The 22,768-nt window shown below is 72.9% G+C and carries 15 protein-coding genes and 1 pseudogene; 10 read left to right on the top strand and 6 right to left on the bottom strand.

Annotated elements, in window-relative coordinates; translation table 11 throughout:
• Positions 1–7: 7 nt before the first annotated feature.
• Entirely contained in the window at positions 8–892 is an 885-nt protein-coding gene (locus BM419_RS09830) for a LysR family transcriptional regulator (RefSeq protein WP_020093319.1), read from the bottom strand.
• A 443-nt stretch (positions 893–1,335) separates the two neighbouring features.
• Between BM419_RS09830 and BM419_RS09825 the strand changes: the two genes are divergently transcribed.
• From BM419_RS09825 to BM419_RS09815, 3 genes and pseudogenes are all read left to right on the top strand, one after another.
• Positions 1,336–2,802 carry an HD domain-containing phosphohydrolase gene (locus tag BM419_RS09825; protein WP_091926315.1) on the top strand — a complete coding sequence of 489 codons (1,467 nt, stop codon included), beginning with the start codon at positions 1,336–1,338 and terminating at the stop codon, positions 2,800–2,802.
• A gap of 31 nt (positions 2,803–2,833) precedes the next feature.
• Positions 2,834–3,858, top strand: a pseudogene (locus tag BM419_RS09820) (histone deacetylase family protein).
• Between the two features lie 152 nt (positions 3,859–4,010).
• Positions 4,011–5,432: an MFS transporter gene (locus BM419_RS09815; protein ID WP_244540739.1), complete on the top strand. Its 1,422-nt coding sequence runs from the start codon at positions 4,011–4,013 to the stop codon at positions 5,430–5,432.
• Positions 5,433–5,483: 51 nt separating this feature from the next.
• Here the strand turns inward: BM419_RS09815 and BM419_RS09810 are convergent, their stop codons facing one another.
• Both BM419_RS09810 and BM419_RS09805 read right to left on the bottom strand, forming a co-directional pair.
• The gene (locus tag BM419_RS09810; protein WP_020093323.1) at positions 5,484–6,194 is read right to left on the bottom strand and encodes a DUF1013 domain-containing protein; all 711 of its coding nucleotides are present in this window, start codon (positions 6,192–6,194) and stop codon (positions 5,484–5,486) included.
• Between the two features lie 206 nt (positions 6,195–6,400).
• Positions 6,401–7,075: a TetR/AcrR family transcriptional regulator gene (locus tag BM419_RS09805; RefSeq protein ID WP_091926397.1), complete on the bottom strand. Its 675-nt coding sequence runs from the start codon at positions 7,073–7,075 to the stop codon at positions 6,401–6,403.
• 78 nt (positions 7,076–7,153) lie between these two features.
• Here BM419_RS09805 and BM419_RS09800 point away from each other — a divergent pair, with 78 nt between their 5' ends.
• On the top strand, positions 7,154–8,392 hold the full coding sequence (locus BM419_RS09800; protein WP_091677441.1) for an HlyD family secretion protein: 1,239 nt from the start codon (positions 7,154–7,156) through the stop codon (positions 8,390–8,392).
• On the top strand, positions 8,389–9,981 hold the full coding sequence (locus BM419_RS09795) for a DHA2 family efflux MFS transporter permease subunit (protein WP_091926313.1): 1,593 nt from the start codon (positions 8,389–8,391) through the stop codon (positions 9,979–9,981). Before BM419_RS09800 ends, BM419_RS09795 begins: the two co-directional genes overlap by 4 nt.
• Before the next feature lie 12 nt (positions 9,982–9,993).
• On the opposite strand, the gene BM419_RS09790 is transcribed toward BM419_RS09795, so the two are convergent.
• Positions 9,994–11,034 carry an ABC transporter substrate-binding protein gene (locus BM419_RS09790; RefSeq protein WP_020093327.1) on the bottom strand — a complete coding sequence of 347 codons (1,041 nt, stop codon included), beginning with the start codon at positions 11,032–11,034 and terminating at the stop codon, positions 9,994–9,996.
• 176 nt (positions 11,035–11,210) lie between these two features.
• Here BM419_RS09790 and BM419_RS09785 point away from each other — a divergent pair, with 176 nt between their 5' ends.
• Complete coding sequence (locus BM419_RS09785) at positions 11,211–12,887, top strand: cache domain-containing protein (protein WP_020093328.1); 1,677 nt, start codon at positions 11,211–11,213, stop codon at positions 12,885–12,887.
• A gap of 58 nt (positions 12,888–12,945) precedes the next feature.
• Here the strand turns inward: BM419_RS09785 and BM419_RS09780 are convergent, their stop codons facing one another.
• Positions 12,946–13,572, bottom strand: a complete 627-nt coding sequence (locus BM419_RS09780) for a TetR/AcrR family transcriptional regulator (RefSeq protein WP_026604950.1) — start codon at positions 13,570–13,572, stop codon at positions 12,946–12,948.
• A gap of 105 nt (positions 13,573–13,677) precedes the next feature.
• On the opposite strand from BM419_RS09780, the gene BM419_RS09775 reads away from it, so the two are divergent.
• Together BM419_RS09775 and BM419_RS09770 are read left to right on the top strand one after the other, a co-directional pair.
• Positions 13,678–14,352 carry a PspA/IM30 family protein gene (locus tag BM419_RS09775; protein ID WP_020093330.1) on the top strand — a complete coding sequence of 225 codons (675 nt, stop codon included), beginning with the start codon at positions 13,678–13,680 and terminating at the stop codon, positions 14,350–14,352.
• 48 nt (positions 14,353–14,400) lie between these two features.
• Entirely contained in the window at positions 14,401–14,676 is a 276-nt protein-coding gene (locus tag BM419_RS09770; RefSeq protein WP_020093331.1) for a YiaA/YiaB family inner membrane protein, read from the top strand.
• 90 nt (positions 14,677–14,766) lie between these two features.
• Here BM419_RS09770 and BM419_RS09765 read toward each other — a convergent pair whose 3' ends face one another.
• On the bottom strand, positions 14,767–15,636 hold the full coding sequence (locus BM419_RS09765; RefSeq protein WP_091926312.1) for a hypothetical protein: 870 nt from the start codon (positions 15,634–15,636) through the stop codon (positions 14,767–14,769).
• A 307-nt stretch (positions 15,637–15,943) separates the two neighbouring features.
• Here BM419_RS09765 and treZ point away from each other — a divergent pair, with 307 nt between their 5' ends.
• A complete protein-coding gene (treZ, locus tag BM419_RS09760; protein ID WP_091926396.1) occupies positions 15,944–17,749 on the top strand; it encodes a malto-oligosyltrehalose trehalohydrolase in 1,806 nt (601 codons plus the stop codon).
• Entirely contained in the window at positions 17,746–22,647 is a 4,902-nt protein-coding gene (locus tag BM419_RS09755; protein WP_091926311.1) for a malto-oligosyltrehalose synthase, read from the top strand. The genes treZ and BM419_RS09755 overlap by 4 nt, the downstream gene beginning before the upstream one ends.
• Positions 22,648–22,768 lie beyond the last annotated feature (121 nt).

The raw sequence follows: 22,768 nt of genomic DNA, 5'->3' as shown, positions 1-22,768 counted from the left end.
GTTCCGCTCAGGCGCGCAGCTCCGCCACGAAGGCCCGGATGAACGGCGGCAACCCGTCGAGGTCGCGCAGGCACAGAGTCAGGTCGCGCCGCGCCCAGGCGTCGGCGAGGGGCACCACCGCGAGGGCGAGGCCCTGCGCGGCGCGGGCGGCGGCGCTCTCGGGCAGGATCGCCAGCCCGACCCGCGCCTCGACGAGACGGCAGACGGCGTCGAAGTCCCGGAGTTGGACGCGCAGGCGCATCGGTCGCCCCTCGCGCACCGCCTGGGCGACGAGGAAGCGGCTGATGGCGCTGCGCCGGTCGAGGCCGACGAGGTCGTGGCCGAGCACCTCGGCGAACGGGATGGTCCCGCGCGCGGCCAAGGGATGGTCCCGGGCCGCCACCAGCACGAACCGGTCCTCCCGGAACGGGAAGGTCTGCAGCGAGCCGGTATCCACCGTGCCGGACAGGATGCCGAGATCGGCCGCCCCCTCGGCCACCAGCCCGACGATCTCCTCGGAGGTGCGCTCGTCGATCTCGACGCCGATCCCGGGGTGATCGGCCAGGAAGGCCGAGAGCGCCTCCGGCAGGAATTCGGTGAGCGCGTTGGTGTTGGCCAGCACCCGGATCTGCCCGAAGGCGCTCCCCGAGAAGGCCGCCATCTCCTCGCGCAGGCGCTCCACCCCGGCCAGGACCTCCCGGGCATGGACGAGGAGCGCGCGCCCGGCCGGGGTCGGGCTGACGCCCTGCCGGCCCCGGGTCAGCAGGGCGGCGCCCAGGGAGTCCTCCATCAGCCGGATCCGCGTCGAGGCGGCCGCCAGGGCGAGGTTCGCCCGCGCGGCCCCGTGGGTGATCGAGCCGGCCTCGACCACGTGCCGGAACAGGCCGAGATCGACGAGATCGAACCGCATCATCGCGAAGGCGCCTCCCGCCGCGCCGTCCGGCCGGCGCGTCCCGGACCGCCCGGGACCCGTCCTGATCCGCGTCTCCGTCGGGGGGCTTGGCGACCGCGTCAACCCCGCCATCCCGGGGCCGCGCCGGGGCCGCCGCGGCGATCCCGGTTACAGACACGCCGATCCCTCAGGCGCCCCGGAGCGGGCGAAGCCAACTCTCCGCGGGTCGATCGCCGCGGCCCCACCGGTCTCCGACAAACGAAGACCCGAATTCGCACCCGCCAAGGCTCCGAGTAAAGTAAATCTCCTCAATATAGCCGAGAACGACGATTTACCGCCCGTTAATGCCGCATCCTTCAATGCTGCTCGACAGTCTTGCGAGGCGTCGCGGCGATGGTTCCTGTGTCGACATACCCGGTCCGGCGGCCGCCCCGGGATCGCCTGCGCCGGCCCGGGAACCGCTGATGGACGCGCTCCTCGTCGACGACAGCGCCACCATGCGGATGCGGCTGCGCCTGCTGCTGGAGGCCAAGCCCGACGTGTCCGTCACCGATCACGGCGACCCGGTCGCCGCCATGGTCGAGGCGCGGACGCGGGCCTTCGACCTCGTCCTGGTCGACTGCCACATGCCCGACATCGACGGGATCGCCTTCATCCGGCAGATGCGGACCATCCCGCACTACGCCCAGGTGCCCATCGTGATGGTCACCAGCGACATCTCGGACGCGGTGCGGCTCGCCGCCCTGGAGGCCGGGGCGACCGATTTCCTCGACAAGTCCATGCAGGGCGTCGAGCTCACCGTCCGCCTGCGCAACCTGATCCGGCTCGCCCGGGCGGTGCGGCGGCTGGCCGAGCAGGCCGCTTGGCTCGACGGCGAGGTGGAGGCCGCCCTGCGCCACATGCGCGAGCGCGAGGAGGAGATCATCTTCCGGCTCGCCCTGGCGGTCGAGTACCGCGACAACGACACCGGCGATCACACGTGGCGGGTGGCCCGCTACAGCCAGATCGTGGCCGAGGGGCTCGGGCTGGCGCCGGAGATCTGCCGCAACCTCTACCTCGCGGCGCCGCTGCACGATGTCGGCAAGGTCGGCATCCCGGACGGCGTCCTGCTGAAGCCCGGCCGGCTCGACCGGGACGAGTTCGACCTCGTCAAGACGCACCCCGCGATCGGCCGGCGCATCCTGGGCGGGAGCGCCTCCGAGCTGATCCGGCTGGCCGCGGAGATCGCCGAGTTCCACCACGAGAAGTGGGACGGCGGCGGCTACCCGCACGGGCTCGCCGGCGCCGCCATTCCCCTCTCGGCCCGGATCGTTGCGGTGGCGGACGTGTTCGACGCCCTGACCACGGCGCGGCCCTACAAGGACGCGATGCCCTTCGAGGCGGCCCTGGACTGCATCCGCGCCGAGAGCGGCCGCCATTTCGACCCCGACTGCGTGGCGGCGTTCTGCGCGCGCTTCCCGGACATCCGCGTCGCCGGCGGGCGGACCCGGGCGGGCATGCGGCCGAGCGCCGGGCCGGTCACGGAACCCTGGGCCCGGGTCCCGACCCTCCTGCGCGAGGTCGCCCCCGCCGCGCCCGACCCGACGGGGTGGCGCGCCGACACCCTCGACAGGATCCTGGAGCCGTCATCGGCCCTGTCGGCGAACCCGGAGGCGTTTGCACCGTTGATCCCCGACCCGCACGGATCACGGACGGAGCCGGACCATGACCCCGACCTGGAAGACGCTGCCGGAGATCGCCCTGGCGCACGGGATCTCCCTGGAGGATGCCCAGCGCCTCGTGGACGGGGCGAACTGCCCGAAGGTCTTCCGCGCGGACGGCACCGTCTACCTCATCTGAGCCCGTCCCATCCGGGCGCGTCCCATCCGGGTGCATCCCATGCGGGTGCATCCCATGCGGGCGCGCCCCGCGAGGCCGTCCCGGGCGGATGACGCGCGGCCCGGCGGGCCCTAACCTGCCGGCATGCGCATCGTCCACACGCCCGATTCGAGCCGGCACGATCCCGAGCGCTACATGCGCCGCGGCGCGCCGATCCCGCATCCCGAGCAGGCGGCCCGCTACGCGATCCTGCGGGACGCGGCCGTCCGGGGCGGCCACGACCTCGCCGAGCCGGCCGATCACGGCCTCGACCCGATCCGGGCGGTGCACGATCCCGACTACGTGGCGTTCCTGGCCGAGGCCTGGGCGCGCCGGGACGCGATCCCCGGCATCGGCGACGAGATCCTGACCGGGGCCTTCGCCCGGCCGCAGATGCACCGGAAGCCCGCCGGCCTCCTCGGGCGCCTGGGCCTCTACACCGCCGACACTTCGACGCCGATCCGCGCCGGCACCTGGGCGGCGGTCTACGGATCGGCGCAGTGCGCGGTCGCGGCCGCCGACGCTGCGCTGGCGGCGGGGCACGCCTACGCCCTGTGCCGCCCGCCCGGCCACCACGCCTACGCGGATTCCGCCGGCGGCTTCTGCTTTCTCAACAACAGCGCCATCGCGGCCGAGCGGATGCGCGCCGCGACCGGCGGCCCGGTGGCGATCCTCGACATCGACGTCCATCACGGCAACGGCACGCAGGGGATCTTCTACGCCCGCGCCGACGTGCTGACCGTCTCGGTCCACGCCGACCCGTCCGACTACTTCCCGTTCTTCGCCGGCTACGCCGACGAGACCGGCGCCGGGGCGGGGGCGGGGTTCAACCGCAACCTGCCGCTGCCGCCGGGCTCGGGGGACGCGCCCTGGCTCGAGGCCGTCGAGGCGGGCCTCGCACTGATCGCCGCGCACCGGCCCCGGGCGCTCGTGGTGGCGCTCGGCCTCGACGCCGCCGCGGACGACCCGATCGGCGCCCTCGCGGTCTCCCGGGGGGCTTCGTCGGGGCGGCGGAGCGGATCGCCCGGGCCGGGCTGCCCACGGCGCTGGTCCAAGAGGGCGGCTACCTCTGCGCGGCCCTGCCGGACAACCTCGCGGCCTTCCTCGCCGCCTTCGACGCCGCGCGCTAGGCCGAACGCCGCGGGCGCGCAGAAGGTGCCCAGTGCAAGGTGCCCAGTGCAAGGTGCCCAGTGCAAGGTGCGCAGTGAAGCTGCGCAGTGAAGGCGTGATGCGATCGTGATCGCCGGGGCGCCGGGCCGGCCGCCCGGATATGGTCGACCCGATGCCACAACCGACCTATCAGGGCGGGGCGGGGCGGGCGCCGCAGACGCGTCCCGGGCGGGAGGAGCGGGCGATGGACGCGGGCGACGTGGGCATGCGCGAGGCGGCCGGCGCACCGTGGCACGCGGGTCTCACCCGGCGCCACTGGCGGATCCTGTGGGGCAGCTATCTCGGCTGGATCTTCGACGGCTACGAGGCAGTGGCCCTGGTCTACGCCCTGCGCCCGGCGCTGGCCTCGATCCTCACCCCCGAGCAGGCCCAGGCGCCGGCCTTCTACGTGGGCCTCGCCATCGGCATCACGCTGCTCGGCTGGGGGATCGGCGGCCTGATCGGCGGGATCGCGGCCGACTACATCGGCCGCAAGCGCATGATGATGGTGTCGATCCTGGGCTACGCGCTGTTCACGGGGCTCACCGCCTTCGCGGAGAGCTTCACGCAGCTCGCCGTCCTGCGCTTCATCACCGGGCTCGCCATCGGCTCGGAATGGTCCACCGGCATCGCCCTCGTGGCCGAGACCTGGCCGAACCGGGCCCGCCCGAAGGGCTGCGGCTTCCTGCAATCGGGCTTCGGCGGCGGCGCGGTGCTCGCCGCCATCGTGTGGGCCGTGCTCGCCGCCACCGAGCCCCTGGGCGCGGAATCCTGGCGGATCCTGTTCGCGCTGGGCGCGCTGCCGGCCTTCGTGTGCCTGTACCTGCGCCGGGCGCTGGAGGAATCCGAGCAGTGGATGCGGGCGCTCAAGGCGCAGCGCTGGGCGGCCACCGCGGAGGACGCGGACCGGGCCCCGCGGAGCGCGCGGCGCCCGTTCTCCCTGACGGAGATCTTCCGCGAGCCCGAGAGCCGGCGGCGGGTCCTCCTCGCCACGCTCCTGTCCTTCGCCACCACGGTGGGCTGGTGGGCGGTCTCGTCCTGGCTGCCGGCCTACACGGAGGGGCTCGCCAAGGCCGCGGGCGCGCCGGCCAATGTCTGGGGCCCGCGCATGGGCATCGTCTACAATATCGGGGCGATCACCGCCTACGTGATCTCGGGCTTCGTGGCCGACGCGATCGGGCGCCGCGCCTTCCTGCTCGTGACCTATGCCGGCTGCATCGCCACGTCACTCGCCTGCTACCTCTGGACCGGCGGGCTCGTGCCGTTCATGGCGCTCGCCTTCCTGAACGGGTTCTTCACCCTGGGCTTCGCCTTCTCGTGGATGGCGATCTACCTCGCGGAGCTGTTCACCCCGGCGGTCCGGGCGACGGCGTCGAGCGCGGTCTTCAACGGCGCGCGGCTGATCGCCTGGATCTTCCCGATCCTGGCCGGGCAGATCGTGACCGCCTTCGGGGGCGTCGCCGCGGCGGCGCTGACCCTGTCGAGCGTCTACGTGATCGGCCTCGTGGTGCCGTGGTTCATGCCGGAGACGCGGGGCCGGCCGCTGCCGGAATAGGTCGGTCCGGCCCCCGCTCGGTCGGAGCGGGGGCCGGTCCTAGTCCTGGTCCTAGTCCTCGTCGTCCTCGTCCTGGTGCCGGCCCTTGAGCTTGGCGAAGACCGAATCGGCGTCGAGCCGCTCCTCGCGGCCGCCGTGATCGTCCTCGTGGTCCCGCTCGTCGGCGTCGCGGGCCGTGGAGACCTCGGTCGGCAGCAGCGAGGCGCCGGACTCGGCCGCCACCGCGGCCGGGCGGTCGGCCGCCGCGCGCTGGACCTCGAAATCGAGGTTGATCTGGGTGGTCAGGCCGAGGGTGACCGGGTCCATCGGCTGGAGCGAACCCGAGTTCCAGTGGGTGCGCTCGCGGATCTGCTGGATCGTCGACTTGGTGGTGCCCACGAGCCGGATGATCTGCGAATCCTTCAGCTCGGGGTGATTGCGCAGCAGCCACAGGATGGCGTTCGGCCGGTCCTGGCGGCGGGAGAGGGGGGTGTAGCGCGGGCCCTTGGTGGTGCGCTTCACCTCCGGCAGCTTCACCTTCGAGACGGCGGGCTTGAGCTTGTAGTGCGGCGCCTTCTGGGCCTTCTCGATCTCGTCGCGGGTGAGCTGGCCGGTGGAGACCGGGTCGAGCCCCTTGATGCCGGCCGCGACCTCGCCGTCGGCGATGCCCTTCACCTCCAGCGGGTGCAGCTTGCAGAAATCGGCGATCTGCTCGAAGGCGAGCGAGGTGTTCTCGACCAGCCAGACGGCGGTCGCCTTCGGCATCAGCGGACCCTGGGACATGCTTCTCGTGCTCCGGCCTGGCGGGACGGGGGCCGGGCATCGGGCCGCGGGCTCCGGATGACCGATCCGGATGTCCCGTCTCACGCTGTCGAATGGGGATGACGCACTATAGGCCCGAGCGGGGAGGGGCGCAATCGCGGGTTGGACCCGTTCGGAGCCCGGCATGCCGATTCACCGGCGTCTAAATCACCGGGGCCGGGCGCCCCTCAGCGCGGGCGCACCCCGTCGAGGAACAGCCGCACCGCCGCCTGCCGCCGCCGCTCCTGCGCCTCCGGGTCGGTGGCGATGCCGTAGAGAGTCGCCTGGGACGACCGGCCGAGGACGAGGCTGAGGAACAGGTCGGCCGCGATCTCCGGATCCGCCACGGCGATCCGCCCGCGCCGCGCGAAGGCGTCGAGCAGCTGCGCCACCGCGCGCACGCCGCGCAGCCAGCCCTCCTCGTGGGCGAGGCGGGCGAGCTCGGGGAACTGCAGCGCCTGGGCCACGAGGTTGCGCTTGAGCATCGCCGCGCCCGGCGACTGCCCGTGGGCCAGCAGGGTGCGGCTGAGATCCTCCAGGGCGGTCTCGACGTCGTCGCTTCCGCCCTGCGCGGCCTGGGCCTCGGCCGCGGCGGAGAGCGGCGCCAGCCACGCGGCGATCCGCTCGCGCAGGACCGCCTCGAACAGGGCCCGCTTGTCGCGGTAGCGCGCGTAGACCGTCGGCTTGCTCATCCCGGCGGCCTCGGCCACCGCGTCGATGGAGGTGGCGTCGAAGCCGCGCTCCAGGAACAGGGTCGTGGCGACGGCGATCAGGTGCGCCTCGCGCCGGGCCGCCTCCGCGCGGGTCGGCCGGCCGCCGCGCCGCGGGCCCGCCTCCGCCCGCTCGATCTCCGTGACCGTCACCCCGCGATCCTCCTTGCTCACCACCGCCGTTCGTCCTATTAAAACGATACCGTACCGTTTTGATTCTGGCCAGACCCGATGGACGCACGTCGCAGCGACAGCTTCAAGAGCGCCGACCCGGTCGCGGGTGCGCCGGTCACCGCCCCGACCACCGCGGCTGTCACGCCCCCGGTCTCCGCGCCGGTCCCGGCCACCGTCTCCGCACCGGCGCCGCGCCGCCGCCGCGCGCGGATCGTGCTGCCCCTCCTCGGCCTGCTCGCGCTGGGCGGGACCGGGACCTACGGCTGGCACTGGTGGAGTGTCGGGCGCTTCCTCGAGGTGACCGACGACGCCTATCTCCAGTCCGACAAGGTCACGGTGGCGCCGCGCATCGCCGGCACCGTCGCGGCGGTGCTGGTCGGCGACAACCAGCCGGTGAAGGCCGGGGACGTCATCGCCCGCCTGGACGACCGGTCCTACCGGGTCCAGCTCAGGCAGGCCGAGGCCGAGGTCGAGAAGGACCGGGCGCAGATCCTGGGCGTCGCCTCGGCGATCGTCCAGCAGCGGGCGCAGGTCGCCTCGTCGCGGGCCGACCTCGCCAACGCCGAGGCCGCCCTCACCTTCGCGCAGCAGGAATACACCCGCTACCAGAACCTGCTGCAGACCGGGTCCGGCACGGTGCAGCGCCAGCAGCAGGCGGAGTCCGACCTGCGCCAGCGCCACGCCGCCCGCGACAAGGCCGCCGCCTCGCTCGACGCCGCGCAGAAGCAGATCGACAGCCTGAAGGCGCTCGAGGCCAGCACCCGCGCGAGCCTGGAGGGCGCGCAGGCCAAGGTCGAGGGGGTGAGGCTCGACCTGAGCTACACCACCATCGTGGCGCCGATCGACGGCGTGGCCGGCGACCGGGCGCTGCGGATCGGGCAGGTCGTCTCGGCCGGCACCGGGCTCCTGACCCTCGTGCCGATGGGCCGCGACATCTACCTCGTGGCGAACTTCAAGGAGACCCAGACCGGCCGCATGGTCGAGGGCCAGCGCGTCACCTTCACGGTCGACGCCTTCGGCGACCACGCGTTCCGGGGCCGGATCGAGAGCTTCTCCCCGGGCACCGGCTCGCAATTCGCGCTGCTGCCGCCGGAGAACGCCACCGGCAACTTCACCAAGGTGGTGCAGCGCGTGCCGGTGCGCGTCGCCCTCGACCCGTCGGATCCGCTCATCGCCCGCCTGCGCCCGGGCCTGTCGGTGGAGGCCACGGTCCACACCCAGGATCCGGTCGAGCCGGTGCGGCCCGCCCGGCCGAGGCCCGCTCCGGCCCTCGTCAGCGAGGCCCTGCCCCGATGAGTCCGGCCCCGACCAGCCCCGTGCCGGCCGTGGCCGTGCCCGAGGCGAAGGCGAGCGCCCGGGACTGGCTCGCCGTGTTCGGCGCGATCCTCGGCGCCTTCACGGCGATCCTCGACATCCAGATCACCAACGCGTCGCTCGCCGACATCCAGGGGGCGCTCGGCGCCTCCACCGAGGAGGGCAGCTGGATCTCCACCGCCTACCTGATGGCCGAGATCATCGTGATCCCGCTCACCGGCTGGCTGTCCTCGGTGATCGGCCTGCGCCGCTACCTCGCGGTGAACACCATGCTGTTCACCGCCTTCTCGCTGGCCTGCGCGCTGTCGACGACCTTGGGCCAGATGATCCTGTTCCGGGCCGGCCAGGGTTTTACCGGCGGCGTGCTGATCCCCACCGCCATCGTGATCGTGCGCACCCGGCTCTCGAAGGCGCAGCAGCCCATTGGCATCGCGCTGTTCGGGCTGACCGCGACCTTCGCGCCCGCGATCGGCCCGACGGTCGGCGGCTGGCTCACCGACAACCTGTCGTGGCACTACATCTTCTACCTGAACCTGATCTTCGGACCCGTGGCGGCGGCGATCCAGCTCGGCGCCTTCGACAGCGTGCCGGCGCGCTGGGGCGAGCTGCTCAAGGGCGACTGGATCGGCATCGGCCTGATGGCGATCGGCCTGCCGGCCCTGACCTACGTGCTGGAGGAGGGCCAGCGCAAGGACTGGTTCGGCTCGCAGATCATCGTGAACATGTCGCTGCTGGCGGCGGCCGGCATCGCCGGCTTCATCGTCCGCGAGCTCACGACCGAGCGCCCGTTCATCAACCTGCGGGTCCTGGCCAATCGCTCGGTCGGCGGCGCCTGCGTGCTGATGACCGTGCTGGGCGCGGTCTCGTTCGGGTCGATCTACATCATCCCGGTCTACTGCGCGCAGATCCAGGGCTACAACGCCCAGCAGATCGGCTACGTGGTGATGTGGTCGGGCCTGCCGCAGCTCGTCCTCTTCCCGATGATGCCGCTGCTGATGCGGACCTTCGACGCCCGGGTGCTGGTGGTCACCGGCACGCTGTTCTTCATCGCGAGCTGCTGGATCAACGTCGGCCTGACCCACGATGTCGGCGCCGACCAGCTGATCCTGCCGCAGCTGATGCGGGCCGTCGGCCAGCCGCTCTTCACCATTCCGCTGTCGCAGCTCTCCACCGTCGGCCTCGCCCCGCGCGACACCGCGGACGCCTCCGCCCTGTCGAACATGATGCGCAACCTCGGCGGCTCGATCGGCATCGCCATGCTGTCGACGATGATCGACCGGCGGGAGCACTTCCACTTCTCGATGCTGGCCGAGGCGATCACCGTCAACGCCACCCGCACCCAGGACCGGCTCGCAGCGCTCGCCGCCGGGATGCACGCCCGCATCGCCGACCCGCTGGCCGCCAAGGGCGTCGCGCTGGGCCAGCTCGCCGCCCAGGTCCGCCGCGAGGCCTACGTGATGGCCTACGCGGACGGGTTCTGGCTGGTGGGCGTGAGCCTCGTGGCGAGCCTCGCCGTGGTGGCCATCCTCAAGAAGCCGCAGCGCGCCGCCGGGCCCGTGGAGGCGCACTGAGCGGCCGGGGTCCTACCGCCCCGGCAGGTTGTGGACGATCGGGAAGAACGTGTCCTTCCAGTCCTTGGGCTCGGTCTTGATGGTCTTCATCGCGTAGAAGTGCCGGGCCTGGAGCATGATGCCGTAGGGCGTGGTGGAGAAGTTCGTCCCGGGCTCCTTCATGATCTCGACCAGGGTCTCGGGGGGCGTCTTCTCGTTGGTGGCCGCGACGTAGTCCTTGGCGGCCTTCAGCGGATCCCGGGCGATCTCGGCATTGGCCTCGTCGATGGCGGCCACGATAGCGGCGGCGAGCTTCGGGTTGCGGTTGTACCAGCCGGTCCGGGCGTAGAAGATCGCGTTGCTCACCGGCTCGCCGACCATCTCGTAGGAATTGAGCACCTTGTGGATCGCCGGGTCCTGCAGCTCGCGCTGCTGGAACGGCGGCAGCGAGAAGTGGCTGTTGACCTCGTTGTGCGGGCTCGCCAGCGCCGCCACGGCGTCGGGATGGCCGAGCTGGACGGTGAGCGGGTCGAGCTTGGTGGCGTTCTCGGGCCCGAACGCCTTCTTGGCGGCGATCTGCAGCAGCACAGCCTGGGACGAGACCTTCACGGAGGGCAGGGCGATCTTGTCCTTGGACGAGAAGTCCTTGAGTTCCTTCACGTCCGGATTGCGGGTGAGCAGCATCATCGGCGTGGTGCCGACCCCGCACAGGCCCTTCACGTCGCCCTTGGTGCGGTCGTTGAGCAGCAGCATGTTGGTCGAGCCACTGTCGACGATGTCGATGTTGCCCGAGAGCAGCGCGTCGTTGCCGGCGGCGCCGCTCGTCAGGTTGACCCACTCCACCGTGACGTCCCCGAGGCCCGCGGCCTTGGCGTGCTTCTCGATCAGCTTGTGCTGCTCGGCCAGCACCGCGGGCAGGTAGACGAAGCCCGGCTGCCGGCTGATCCGGACCTTGGCATCGTCGGCCCGGGCGGGGGTGGCGAGCGCCAGCCCGGCCAGCAGGAGGACCGATCCCGCCCGCAGGAGCCGACGGCGGCCCGGCAGCAGCGAGCCCGTCCGAGACGTACGCACCATGACGCTTCTCCCTGTGGCCCGGCGCGATCCTGAGCGGCGCCGGGCTTTCGTTGGACGGGGAGTGGACAGGCTCGGGCCGGCGCGCGCAAGGCCGTCTTCACGCTCCGCTAACGCAGAAGCTGCAAAATATCGCAGGTTGAAATCATCTTCTTGCAATCATCATCGCGGGGGCGTGGGTGAAGATCGGGCTCGGAGCGAAGCTCCACACCATCACAGCCACCGCGCTGGTCGGCATCGTCGCGGTCTCGGGCATCGGGCTCGTCAGCCTGAAATCCCAGGTCGAGCAGGACCGGATGGCCAAGACGCGGAACCTCACGGACGTCGCCTACGGGGTCGCGGCCTATTTCGAGGGCGAGGAGCGGGCCGGGCGCCTGTCCCGGGCGGACGCGCAAGGCGCCGCGATCCGGGCCCTCAAGGCCCTGCGCTACGACGACAAGGAGTACTTCTGGGTCAACGACATGCAGCCCCGCATGGTCGCCCACCCGATCAAGCCCGAACTGGAGGGCAAGGATCTCGCCGCCGTGCAGGATCCCACCGGCAAGCGCCTGTTCGTCGACTTCGTCGAGACGGTGAAGCGGCAGGGGCAGGGCTTCGTCGACTATTACTGGCCGAAGCCCGGCGCCGACGCCCCCGTGCCGAAGCTCTCCTACGTGCGCGGCTTCGCCCCCTGGGGCTGGGTGATCGGCACCGGCATCTACGCCGACGACACCGCGGCGATCCTGCGGGACGCGGCCTGGAAGGCGGCGGCCGGCATGCTCGTGGTGGTGGCGCTGATCGGCCTGCTCGCGGCGCTGATCGGCCGGCGGCTGACGCGGCCGCTGCGCGCGCTGAACGGCGCCATGCACCGCCTCGCGGCCGGCGAGACCGCCGTGCCGGTGCCGGCACGGGAGCGCCGGGACGAGATCGGCGCCATGGCGGGCGCCGTGCAGGTGTTCAAGGACGCGCTGATCGCCAAGGCCGAGACCGACGCCCGCGCCGCCGCCAGCGCCGACGGGGATGCCCGGCGGGCCGCCGCCCTCGACCGGCTGACCCGGTCCTTCGAGACCCGGGCCGGGACCCTGAGCCGCGGCCTCGCGACGGCGGCCGCCGACCTCGAGGCGACGGCGCGGACGCTGACCGTCACGGCCGCCCACACCACCGAGCGCACCGGCGCGGTGGCCGCGCAGGCGGCCGGCACCTCCGCCGACGTCCAGACCGCCGCGGCGGCCACCGAGGAGATGTCGGCCTCGGTCCAGGAGATCGCCGGGCAGGTGAACCGCGCCTCGGAGATCGCCGGGCAGGCCGCGATCAGCACCCGCCAGGGCGAGGCGACCGTGCGGGCGCTCGCCGCCGGCACCGAGAAGATCGGCGACGTGGTCGGCCTGATCGCCTCGATCGCCGGCCAGACCAACCTGCTGGCGCTCAACGCCACGATCGAGGCGGCCCGCGCGGGCGCGGCCGGGCGCGGCTTCGCGGTCGTCGCCTCCGAGGTGAAGGCGCTGGCCGAGCAGACCGCCAAGGCGACCGAGGAGATCTCCGGCCAGATCGGCCGGATCCAGGGCGAGACCCGGGACGCGGTGGCGGCGATCGGCGCGGTCGGCCGGACCATCGAGGAGATGCGCGGCATCGCGGTCGGGGTCGCGGCCGCCATGGAGGAGCAGAACGCCGCCATCCAGGAGATCGTCCGCGGCGTGGCGAGCGCCGCCACCGGGGCGCAGGGCGTGTCCGAGAACGTCGTCGACCTGCGCCGTGGCGCCGACGAGACCGGCAGCGCCTCCGAGCAGGTGCTGGCGGCCGCACGCGACCTCACCCGCGGCTCGGACGAGCTCGACCACGCCGTGAAGGCCTTCCTGGCGGAGGTCCAGGCTGCCTGAGGGCGCGGCCTGAGGGTGGCCTGAGGGGCGGGGCCCCCGCGGGCGGGCAGGGCGGCGCTCAGCCCGCGGAGAAGCCCCGGACCGCGGCCCGCACCAGCGCGTCGATCATCGGCCGCACGTCGCTGACCCCGAGGGGACCCAGGCTGCCGAGATCGGCGAGATAGGTCATGCCGTGGACGCTGGACCACAGCGCCCGCGCCATCACGGGGATCGCCGCCTCGCCGAGGCGGCCACCGTCGCGCAGCACCCCCTCCAGGATCCCGAACAGGGCCGCGATGTCGGCCTGCACCGAGTCCGGCGCCGCCACCGTGCGCCGCTCGAAGATCGCCGCCCAGGCGGCGTGGTGCTCGGCCGCGAAGGCGAGATACGCGTCGGCCAGGCACAGGAGCCGCGCCTCCGTCTCCCGCGACGGACAGGCCGCCAGCGCCCCCGCGAGGGTGTCCCGGAGCCGGCGCATGGTGACGGCGTTCGCCTCCAGGCGCAGCACTTCCAGGCTGTCGAACTGCGTGTAGACCGAGCCGACCGCCGTGCCGGCCCGCTCCGCGACGCCGCGGGCGGTCAGCGCCGCCGCGCCGCCGGCGTTCAGGATCGCCACCGCGGCCGCGATCAGGGCCTGGCGATCGGCCGCCCGATCGCCGGGCTCCTTCCGCGGCCGCCCCCTCACTTTTTTATGAACCTCGTTCATTTTATCCCTTGCGGCCCGGCACGTCCCGTGTTTACTTGTTTCATGAACGACGTTCAATCAAATCCGGACGCGGTCCGGCCCGTCGTTCCCGCGAGGTGAACCGTGATGAGGACCCTCTCCTTCCTGATGCGCGGCGTGATCGCCGACAACGCCCAGGCGATCCACGACGCCCATGCCGTGACGATCCTGCGCCAGCAGATCCGGGACGCCGCCGGCGCCCTGGCGACCGCCCGGCGGGAACTCGCCGTCGCCATGGCCTACCACGCCGCCGAGGCGCGCGCCCTCGATGCCATCGGCACCCGCATCGACACCCTGTCTGACGGGGCGCGGCGGGCGCTCAGCGACGGGCGCGAGGATCTCGGGACCGAGGCGGCGATCCACATCGCCGCCCTGGAGGACGAGCGGGCCGACCGCCGGGCCGCCGCCGAGCGCTTCGCCGCGGAGGTCGAGCGGCTGAAGGGCCTGGTCGCGCAGGGCGGCGAGCGCCTGCGGGACCTCGACCGCGGGCTCCAGACCGCCCGCACCACCGAGGCGCTGCGGCGGGCCGGACTGGAGGGCCGCCGGGTCACGACCCTGTCGGCGGGGGCGCTCGGGGAGGCCGAGCGGACGCTGGCGCGCCTGCGCGAGCGGCAGGCGGCCGAGGCGGACGTCGCCGCCGCGCTGACCGCGCTCGAGGCCGAGGCCGCGGGCGGAATCGAGGCCGACCTCGAGGCGGCGGGCTACGGCCGCCCCCGCACCGACCCGCGGGCCGTGCTCGACCGCCTCAGGGCCGGCGCCTGACCGGCGCCGCACCGCTTCCCCTTCGATCCTTCCTCAGGAGACCGCACCATGACACCGCAGATGCCCCATACCGGCGCCTGGAAGACCTTCACGCTGGTCAGCTTCGCCGTCGCCGCCGCCATGCTGACATTCGGCATCTTCTTCCTGCCCGCCGACATCTGGATCAAGGGCTACCTCGCTATGGCGTCGCTGTTTCTCACGGGCACGACCTTCACCCTGGCCAAGACCCTGCGCGACGAGCACGAGGCGAAGCGGCTGATCAACAAGATCGAGGACGCCGCCACGGAGCGCGTCCTGCGCGAGGTGGTGCCGGGCCGGCTCTGAGGCCCGGCAGGCCCGCGCCCCGACCCGGGCGGCGCGCGTCCGGGGTCGGGGAGGCGGCGCGCGGCGGAGCGCGGCACCTCCCCGGATCGCTCACGCCGCGGCGTCCAGGAACCCGGCCACGACCCGGGCGAATTCCGGGGTCCGCAGGTAGCCGTAGGATTTGTGCCGGTTCTCGGCGCCGTCCGGCCTCCGGTAGGCGTTGATCACCGGTACGTCCCGCACCCGCACCCCGGCGGCGTTCGGCGTGTAGAGGGCCGCGAGGTCGTCGCCCACCGTAGCGATGTCCTGGCGGTCCATCAGGTTGGTCCAGGCAGCGAGCGCCGCAGGCACCCGGAGATCGCCGTGCTCGTCGGCGAGCTTCAGCTTCAATTCGGCGAGCCCGAGGGGCGCGCCGAGGGTGACGAGGTCGCAGCGGGGCATCGGCGTCCCGTCCGCCTCGGCGGCGCGCAGCACGTCGTAGGCGATCAGGCCGCCCATCGAGTGCGCGGCGATCAGCACGGTGTCGGATGCGGCCGCCGCCAGGGCATCGCGCAGGCGCGCCCGCGCCGCCGCCCGGAAGTCCGCGTCCTCGTAGTAGCCCCAGAGGTCGTCGAGGCGGTATTCCAGGATCAGGTCGTCCACCGGCGTCAGCCCGGCGGCCTCCTGCAGGTGCGACAGGCCGCGGTAGATCCGGTCGGTGAGGGTCGGCTCGGCGCGCTCCGGCTCCCCCGCCGGGGAGGGGAACGGCCCGAGGCCGTGATCGGGGCGGTAGGGCTCGCGGTTGCGGTCGCCCGCGAGCGGCTGCGGGTAGCGCAGGTCGGCCCAGTAGACGAAGGTGAAGGGCAGGTCGGGCTCCGCGACCCGGAGCCCGAGATTGCGGTCGAGCCCCTCGCGGATCGCGGCGCGCCACCAGGCGGCCTTCTCGTCCCGGGGCGGCTTGTTGGCGAGCCCGTGGATGCCGATGATGTGCGTCCGACCCAGTGTCCGCTCCCAGACCGAAGAGAGTGCCGGCCGGGCAAGATAGGGCCGCCCAACGCGGACGGAACTGCGGCTTAGTTTCCGCGCGGCCCGCCGTCACGCCGCTACCCTCCGCCGTCACCTGGCCGTCACCTCGCCGTCACCTCGCCGTCACCTCGCCGTCACGCCCGCCGATACCCCATTGCCACGCGGCCGCTCCGCCATAGCTGCGCTGCGGGAACCGGATCGGGCCCGGGGCCTTCTCCCACGACAGATGATCCTGCCGCGCTTGCGTCCCGGTCGCGCGGCCAATGACGAGGACGGTGGCCCGATGCGGCGCGCCCACAGCATGGATTTCGGGGCCGAGATGGTCGGGGGCGGCGTCCGCTTCGCCCTCTGGGCGCCCACCGCCCGGAGCGTCGACCTCGTCGTCGACGGCGTCGACCACCCGCTGCCCGAATCCGGCGGCGGCTGGCGCCGCACGGCCCTGCCGGGGGTGAAGCCCGGCGCCCGCTACGGCTTCCGCGTCGACGGCGACCTCGTCGTGCCCGATCCCGCCTCCCGCTTCCAGCCGGACGACGTCTCGGGCCTCAGCGAGGTGATCGACCCGCGGAGCTTCGAGTGGTCCGACGCGGGCTGGACCGGGCGGCCCTTCGAGGAGGCGGTGATCTACGAGTGCCATGTCGGCACCGCGACGCCGGAGGGCACCTATGCCGGCCTGCAGGCCCGGCTGGCCGACCTCAAGGCGCTCGGCGTCACCGCCCTCGAGCTGCTGCCGCTCGCCGACTTCAAGGGCTCGCGCAACTGGGGCTACGACGGCGTCCAGCCCTACGCGCCGGACGGCGCCTACGGTCGACCGGACGACCTCAAGCGCCTGATCGACGCCGCCCACGGGCTCGGCCTGATGGTCTATCTCGACGCGGTCTACAACCACTTCGGGCCGGCCGGGAACTACCTCCATGCCTATGCCGGGACGTTCTTCACCGAGCGCCACCAGACCCCCTGGGGCGCGGGCATCAACTTCGACGGCAAGGAGAGCGGCGCCACGGTGCGGCAGTTCTTCATCCAGAACGCCCTGTACTGGCTGGAGGAGTACCATTTCGACGGCCTGCGCTTCGACGCCGTCCACGCCATCCTCGACGATTCGCCCCGCCACTTCCTGGCCGAGCTCGGCGAGACGGTCCGGAGGATCTTCCCGAACCGGCAGATCCACCTGATGCTGGAGAACGAGGCCAACCAGGCCCGCTGGCTGGAGCGCGACGCCGCCGGGCGCCCGAAGATGCACGACGCCCAGTGGGCCGACGACCTGCACCATTGCTGGCACGTCCTGCTGACGGGCGAGGACGCCGGCTACTATAAAAGCTTTGCCGACAAACCGGTCGCCCACCTGGCCCGCTGCCTCGCCGAGGGCTTCGCCTACCAGGGCGAGCCCTTCCCGACGCTCGACAACCACCCGCGCGGCGAGCCCTCCGGGCACCTGCCACCCTCCGCCTTCGTGACCTTCCTGCAGAACCACGATCAGGTCGGCAACCGGGCGCTCGGCGAGCGGCTCAACCACCTCGCGGATCCCAAGAAACTCGACCTCGCCCGGGCCGGGCTCCTCCTGGCACCGCAGATCCCGATGCTCTGGATGGGCGAGGAATGGTCGGCCTCCGCGCCGTTCCTGTTCTTCGTCGACTTCGCGCCCGACGCGGAGCTGAACAAGGCGGTGCGCGACGGGCGCCGCCGGGAGTTCAAGAGCTTCGCGGCCTTCGCGGACGACACCTCCAAGATCCCGGACCCGACCGAGGCCGAGACCTTCGCGGCCTCGAAGCTCGACTGGTCCGAGCGGGAGCGCTCGCCCCACCGCGAGGTGCTGGCCGAGACGACGCGGCTCCTGGGGCTGCGCCGCGACGTGGTCGTGCCCCTGGCGAAGTCCGGCTACGACGGCGCCGCCGCCGCGATGCCGCGCCCGGACGTGGTCGACTGCACGTGGCGCTTCGGCGCCGGCACCCTGCGCTTCGTTGCCAATGTCGGGACCGAACCCTTCGCGCTGGATCCGGGCGGTGCCCGGCCGGTCTGGACCAACGCCCCGGACGGGGCCGGACGCGATCTCCCGTCCTGGACGGGCGTGTTCCTGACGGAGTCCCGCGCGTGAGCCGCCTCGAGACACTCGCCGACCTCGTCGGCGTCGCCCCCGGCTACACCGACGCCTTCGGCCAGCCCGTCGAGACGTCGCTGGAGGTGCGCCGCGGACTGCTGGCGGCCCTCGGCTTCGCGGTGGAGGACGAGGCGGCGATCGCCGCGAGCCTCGCGGAGGTCGAGCGCCTGCGCCACGGCCTGATCCCGCCGCTCCTGCCGGTGGAGGCCCGCCGGGCCGCCCGGGTGCCGGTGCGCCCGCAGGACGGCGCGCCCCACACCCTGGTCTGGCGCCTCGTCGACGAGCGCGGCGCCGCTCGTGAGGGCCGGGCCAACCCGCAGGGGTCGGAGCCCGGCTTCGAGCTGCCGCCGCTGACCCCGGGCTACCACCGCCTCACCGTCCAGGCCGGGCAGACCCGCACCGAATCCTGGGTGATCGCCGCGCCGCAGCGCTGCTGGCGCCCGCGGCCCTACACGGAGGAGGGCGCCTCCGACTGGGGCATGGCCGCCCAGCTCTACGGCCTGCGCTCGGCCACCAATATCGGCATCGGCACCTACGCGGATGCCGGCGAGGCCGCCCGCGAGGCCGCCCTACGTGGGGCGGCGTTCTTGGGGCTCAGCCCGGTCCACGCCCTGTTCGGCTCCGACCGGACCAAGATCTCGCCCTACTCGCCGTCCTCGCGGCTGTTCCTGGAGACCCTGTTCATCGCCCCGCGCAGCCTGCCGGGGCTCGCGGGCTCCCGGGCCGAGGCGCTGCTCGCCGAGCGCGCGGACGCGATCACGGCTCTGCGCGAGGCCGCCCTCGTCGACCACCAGGGCGTCCACGACGTGCTCGACCCGGTGCTCCGGGCGCTCTGGGCCGAGTCGCCGGCCCGGGCCGGCACCGACGCGGGCTTCGAGCAGTTCCGCCAGGAGGGCGGGGAGGATCTCGAAGCGCACGCCCTGTTCGAGGCGCTGTCCGAGCATTTCCGGGGGCAGGGGGCGCACTGGCTGGGCGACTGGCCGGAGGCGTATCGCCGCGCCGGCACGGAGGCGGTCCGAGCCTTCGCGGCGGAGAACGCGGACCTCGTCGGCTACCACGCGTGGCTGCAGTACCTCGCCGACCGGCAGCTCGCCGAGGCCTCAGCGGCGGCGCTCGGGGCTGGCATGCGGGTCGGGCTCTACCGCGACCTCGCGGTCGGCGCCGACCGGGGCGGCTCCGAGATCTGGTCGCATCCCGAGCGCTTCGCCGACAAGGTGTCGATCGGCGCGCCGCCGGACCTGCTCGCACCGAAGGGCCAGAACTGGGGCCTGCCGGCCTTCGATCCGCTGGCGATGGAGCGCGACGGGCTCGCGGCCTTCCGGGCCCTGGTCCAGGCCAACATGCGCCACGCCGGCGCGATCCGGATCGACCACGCCTTCCAGCTCGCCCGCCTGTTCCTGATCCCGCTGGGGGCGGGGGCCCAGGCCGGCGCCTACGTGGCCATGCCGTTCGAGCCGATGCTGGCGGTGCTGCGGCTGGAGAGCCACCGCAACAAGTGCCTCGTCATCGCGGAGGATCTCGGCACGGCGCCGGAAGGCTTCTCCGACGCGCTGATGCGGGCCGGGGTGCTGAGCTACCGGATCCTCGCCTTCGAGCGCGAGGCCGACGGACGCTTCAAGCCGCCCTCGGCCTACCCGCGGGACGCGCTCACCGCCATCACCACCCACGACCTGCCGACCTTCGTCGGCTGGTGGCGCGGGGTCGACACCGACACCCGCCAGTCGCTCGGCCTCTACGATCAGGAGCGGGCCGAGGTCGAGCGGGGCGAGCGCGTCGTCGAGCGCCGCCGCCTCGCCGAGGCGCTGGCGGCCGAGCAGCTGCTGCACTCCGCCGAGCCGCCGGATTCCGCGCCCTTCGAGGCCGCCGCCCGCTACCTCGCCCGCGCGCCCGCGATGCTCACCGCCGTCCAGTACGAGGACGTGGTCTCGGAACTCGCCCAGGCCAACGTGCCCGGCTCGACCGAGGGCTACCCGAACTGGCGGCGCAAGCTCGACCGGGATCTCGTGGACATCGCCGCCCCCGGCGGGCCGCTGGCGAAGCTCGCGGCGTCCCTCTCGGCCGAGGCGCGGGGCCCGCGCTCGGGCGCCGCGCGGCTCGCCGCGCCGCCGCCGCGCGCGACCTACCGGCTGCAGTTCCACAAGGACTTCACCTTCGCGGATGCGGGCCGGATCGTCCCCTACCTGCACCGGCTCGGGATCAGCCACGTCTACGCCTCGCCGCTCCAGAAGGCGCGGCCCGGCTCGACCCACGGCTACGACATCGTCGATCACGGCGCGATCAACCCGGAGCTCGGCGGCGAGGCGGGCTTCATCGCGCTCTCCGAGACGCTCCACGCCCACGGGATCAAGCTCCTGCTCGACATCGTCCCGAACCACATGGGCGTCGGCGGCTCCGACAATCCGTGGTGGCTCTCGGTGCTCGAATGGGGCTCCCTGTCGCCCTTCGCCGACGCCTTCGACATCGACTGGCAGCGGCTCGGGGCCGGGCGCAACCTCGTGATCCCATTCCTCGGCGACCGCTACGGTGAGGCCCTGGAGAAGGGCACGCTAGAATTGAAGTTCGACCCCGAGAAGGGCGCCTTCAGCGTCTGGCACTACGAGCACCAGCTGCCGATCCGCCCCTTGAGCTACCCGACCATCCTCAACCGGGTGATCGCCGCGATCGGGGCGGTAGACGACGACACCACCGCGGAACTGCTCGCCATCTCCGAGCGGCTGCGGGCGATGTCGATCGATACCGACGAGACCCGCCGCAAAGGCTTCCCCGAGGAGGCCGAGGGCCTGAAGCGCCGGCTCGCCGAGATCTACGGCGTGTCGCCACTGATCCAGGAGGCGACCGCCAGCACGCTGGCGCTGCTCAACGGCTTCAAGGGCCGCCCGGACAGCTTCGGGCCGCTGCACCGGCTGCTGGAGGCCCAGGCCTACCGGCTGGCCCACTGGCGGGTGGCGTCGAGCGACATCAACTACCGCCGCTTCTTCGACGTGAACTCGCTCGCCGGCCTGCGGGTCGAGCTGTCCGACATCTTCCACCGCTCGCACGAGACCGTGTTCCGGCACGTCCGCGAGGGCCGGATCGACGGCTTGCGCATCGACCACATCGACGGCCTCGCCGACCCGCTGGGCTACGCGCGGGCGCTACAGGCAGCGGTCGGACCGGGCTTCTACGTCGTCGTCGAAAAAATCCTGGAGCCGGGCGAGCGGCTGCGGCCCTGGCCGGTGGCCGGGACCACGGGCTACGACGTGCTCAACCAGCTCGACGGGATCCTGGTCGACAAGAGCCGGCGCGGGAAAATCGAGCGGCTCTACACCTGGGCCACGGGGTTCGACGAGCCCTACGGCTTCCAGCTCCGCGCCGCCAAGGCCGAGATCCTCGAGATCAGCTTCGCGAGCGAGCTGGAGGTGCTGACCACCGACCTCAAGGAGGTCGCCGATGCCGACCGGCGCACCCGCGACTTCACCGTCAACGCGCTCCGCCGGGCGCTGATCGAGATCATCGCGCGCTTCCCGACCTACCGGAGCTACCTGCCGTCGGATCTGGAGGAGGGCGAGGTCGAGCCCGAGGATGTCCGCCTGATCGAGGGCGCCGTCGCCAAGGCCAAGCGCTGGTCGAGCCTGCCGGACCGCTCGGTCCACGACTTCGCCGCCGACGTCCTGCTCGGTCGGGTCGAGACGGCGGGCCCCGGCCGGCCGGACCCGCGGGTGGTGCTGCGCTTCCGCCGCCGGTTCCAGCAGCTCACCGGCCCGGTCATGGCCAAGAGCCTGGAGGACACGCTGTTCTACCGCTACGCCTGTCTCCTCGGCCTCAACGAGGTCGGCGGCGATCCGGGCGAGTACGGGATCGACGCGGAGCACTTCCACGATCTGCAGACCGCCCGCGCCCGGGACTGGCCGAGCGCCATGATCACCACCGCGACCCACGACACCAAGCGGGGCGAGGATGCCCGCACGCGGCTGCTCGCCCTCTCGGAGATCCCCGAGGAATGGGCCAAGGCCTGGGACTTGTGGCAGCGGGTCGCCGGCCCGCACCTCGCCCGGATCGACGGCGAGCCGGCCCCGGACGCCAACGACCAGTGGATGTTCTTCCAGGCGATCCTGGGCGCCTGGCCGCTGGAGCTTCTGGAGCGGGACGAGGCCGGGGCGATCGCGGATTTCCGGGACCGGCTGATCGCCTACGGCGAGAAGGCCATGCGGGAGGGCAAGCGCCGGTCGAGCTGGGTCAACGTCGACGAGGTCTACGAGGGTGCGGTCAAGCGGCTGTTCACGGCGCTGATCGCCCCGGGGTCGGATCTCCTGAGCGAACTCCGGCCCTTCGCCCGACGGCTCGCCCATCTCGGCATGCTGGCGAGCCTCGGCCGGACGGTCCTGAAATGCACCCTGCCGGGTCTGCCCGACACCTACCAGGGCACGGAGATCTGGGATTTCTCCTTCGTCGATCCCGACAACCGCCGCCCGGTGGATTACCCGGCCCTGGAGCGGATGCTGGAAGAGGGCGGGGCGCCCGCGGAGCTGCTGGGCCACTGGCCGGACGGGCGGGTCAAGCAGGCGACGCTGACGCGGCTCCTCGCCGAGCGGGCCGAGCGCCCGGACTTCTACGCCAGCGCCGCCTACGAGCCCGTCGCGGCCACCGGCGCCCGGGCCGACCACGTCATCGCCTACCGGCGGACCGACCCCGTCCAAGAGGGCGGCGACCTGTTCGTGGCGGTGCCGCGGCTGGTGGCGGGCTTCGTCGGGGACGCCGTCTGGTCGGGCGAGGCCTTTGCCGGCACCCGGGTCGATCTCGGGGCGGGGACGCGCTGGCGGGACCTCGCCTCGGGGCGGGTGGTGGAGGGGGAGGGGGCCGATCTCGGCGCTCTCCTGCGCGACCTCCCCTACGCGGTGCTGCGGCGGGAACCGTGACCGCGCCGTCATCGCGAGCGGAGCGAGGCGACCCAGGGCAGCGCGACCTGGATCAGCGTGGCGCCGCTCGCAGAGACGGCGGCGGTCCGGGCGCGTCTTCCGGTGGCCCCGCCGCAGCCCT

This window comes from Methylobacterium sp. yr668 (genome assembly GCF_900116245.1).
Lineage (GTDB): Bacteria > Pseudomonadota > Alphaproteobacteria > Rhizobiales > Beijerinckiaceae > Methylobacterium.
This window is presented reverse-complemented; position numbering and strand designations above follow the sequence as displayed.

What these genes read in the sequence shown, in the direction of transcription:
- treZ (WP_091926396.1), top strand. Translation starts at nt 15,944, where the DNA reads ATGCGGCGCGCCCACAGCATGGATTTCGGGGCCGAGATGGTCGGGGGC.
- BM419_RS09795 (WP_091926313.1), top strand. Translation starts at nt 8,389, where the DNA reads ATGAGTCCGGCCCCGACCAGCCCCGTGCCGGCCGTGGCCGTGCCCGAG.
- BM419_RS09790 (WP_020093327.1), bottom strand. Translation starts at nt 11,034, where the DNA reads ATGGTGCGTACGTCTCGGACGGGCTCGCTGCTGCCGGGCCGCCGTCGG.
- BM419_RS09800 (WP_091677441.1), top strand. Translation starts at nt 7,154, where the DNA reads ATGGACGCACGTCGCAGCGACAGCTTCAAGAGCGCCGACCCGGTCGCG.
- BM419_RS09810 (WP_020093323.1), bottom strand. Translation starts at nt 6,194, where the DNA reads ATGTCCCAGGGTCCGCTGATGCCGAAGGCGACCGCCGTCTGGCTGGTC.
- BM419_RS09770 (WP_020093331.1), top strand. Translation starts at nt 14,401, where the DNA reads ATGACACCGCAGATGCCCCATACCGGCGCCTGGAAGACCTTCACGCTG.
- BM419_RS09780 (WP_026604950.1), bottom strand. Translation starts at nt 13,572, where the DNA reads ATGAACGAGGTTCATAAAAAAGTGAGGGGGCGGCCGCGGAAGGAGCCC.
- BM419_RS09825 (WP_091926315.1), top strand. Translation starts at nt 1,336, where the DNA reads ATGGACGCGCTCCTCGTCGACGACAGCGCCACCATGCGGATGCGGCTG.
- BM419_RS09815 (WP_244540739.1), top strand. Translation starts at nt 4,011, where the DNA reads ATGCCACAACCGACCTATCAGGGCGGGGCGGGGCGGGCGCCGCAGACG.
- BM419_RS09775 (WP_020093330.1), top strand. Translation starts at nt 13,678, where the DNA reads ATGAGGACCCTCTCCTTCCTGATGCGCGGCGTGATCGCCGACAACGCC.
- BM419_RS09830 (WP_020093319.1), bottom strand. Translation starts at nt 892, where the DNA reads ATGATGCGGTTCGATCTCGTCGATCTCGGCCTGTTCCGGCACGTGGTC.